General features: G+C 56.8%; 1 rRNA gene and 1 other annotated feature (1 of these 2 cut by a window edge). The gene reads left to right on the forward strand.

The features are described 5' to 3' along the window. Positions 1-1,392: a sequence feature (mutual gap in cmsearch alignment for this rRNA model is longer than 100), on the forward strand; it begins 1,622 nt to the left of the window's first position. A gap of 90 nt (positions 1,393-1,482) precedes the next feature. After that, positions 1,483-1,599, forward strand: a 5S ribosomal RNA gene (gene rrf / locus ACIQOE_RS41835).

Below are 1,599 nucleotides of genomic sequence, written 5' to 3' on the forward strand. Positions count from 1 at the left end.
GTGAGACCTGATGCCGAGCCGATTGTGGTGAAGTGGATGATCCTATGCTGTCGAGAAAAGCCTCTAGCGAGTTTCATGGCGGCCCGTACCCTAAACCGACTCAGGTGGTCAGGTAGAGAATACCGAGGCGTTCGGGTGAACTATGGTTAAGGAACTCGGCAAAATGCCCCCGTAACTTCGGGAGAAGGGGGGCCACGTCTGGTGACCGGATTTACTCCGTGAGCTGGGGGTGGCCGCAGAGACCAGCGAGAAGCGACTGTTTACTAAAAACACAGGTCCGTGCGAAGCCGTAAGGCGATGTATACGGACTGACGCCTGCCCGGTGCTGGAACGTTAAGGGGACCGGTTAGCTCTGATTCGTCAGGGCGAAGCTGAGAACTTAAGCGCCAGTAAACGGCGGTGGTAACTATAACCATCCTAAGGTAGCGAAATTCCTTGTCGGGTAAGTTCCGACCTGCACGAATGGCGTAACGACTTCTCGACTGTCTCAACCATAGGCCCGGTGAAATTGCACTACGAGTAAAGATGCTCGTTTCGCGCAGCAGGACGGAAAGACCCCGGGACCTTTACTACAGTTTGATATTGGTGTTCGGTTCGGCTTGTGTAGGATAGCTGGGAGACTTTGAACTCTGGACGCCAGTTCAGGGGGAGTCGTCGTTGAAATACCAGTCTGGTCGTGCTGGATGTCTAACCCGCGCCCGTGATCCGGGTGGGGGACAGTGTCTGATGGGTAGTTTAACTGGGGCGGTTGCCTCCTAAAGAGTAACGGAGGCGCCCAAAGGTTCCCTCAGCCTGGTTGGCAATCAGGTGTTGAGTGTAAGTGCACAAGGGAGCTTGACTGTGAGACCGACGGGTCGAGCAGGGACGAAAGTCGGGACTAGTGATCCGGCGGTGGCTTGTGGAAGCGCCGTCGCTCAACGGATAAAAGGTACCCCGGGGATAACAGGCTGATCTTCCCCAAGAGTCCATATCGACGGGATGGTTTGGCACCTCGATGTCGGCTCGTCGCATCCTGGGGCTGGAGTCGGTCCCAAGGGTTGGGCTGTTCGCCCATTAAAGCGGTACGCGAGCTGGGTTTAGAACGTCGTGAGACAGTTCGGTCCCTATCCGCTGTGCGCGTAGGAGTCTTGAGAAGGGCTGTCCCTAGTACGAGAGGACCGGGACGGACGAACCTCTGGTGTGCCAGTTGTTCTGCCAAGGGCATGGCTGGTTGGCTACGTTCGGGAGGGATAACCGCTGAAAGCATCTAAGCGGGAAGCCTGCTTCGAGATGAGGACTCCCACCCACTTGATGGGGTAAGGCTCCCAGTAGACGACTGGGTTGATAGGCCGGATCTGGAAGCACCGTGAGGTGTGGAGGTGACCGGTACTAATAGGCCGAGGGCTTGTCCTCAGTTGCTCGCGTCCACTGTGTTGGTTCTGAAACCACGAACGGCCCCATGCCATGGTCACGGTATGGTGCGGCTGAACAGTTTCATAGTGTTTCGGTGGTCATAGCGTGAGGGAAACGCCCGGTTACATTCCGAACCCGGAAGCTAAGCCTTACAGCGCCGATGGTACTGCAGGGGGGACCCTGTGGGAGAGTAGGACACCGCCGAAC

This window comes from Streptomyces sp. NPDC091282, from assembly GCF_044757385.1.
In the GTDB taxonomy this organism is placed as follows: domain Bacteria; phylum Actinomycetota; class Actinomycetes; order Streptomycetales; family Streptomycetaceae; genus Streptomyces; species Streptomyces gramineus.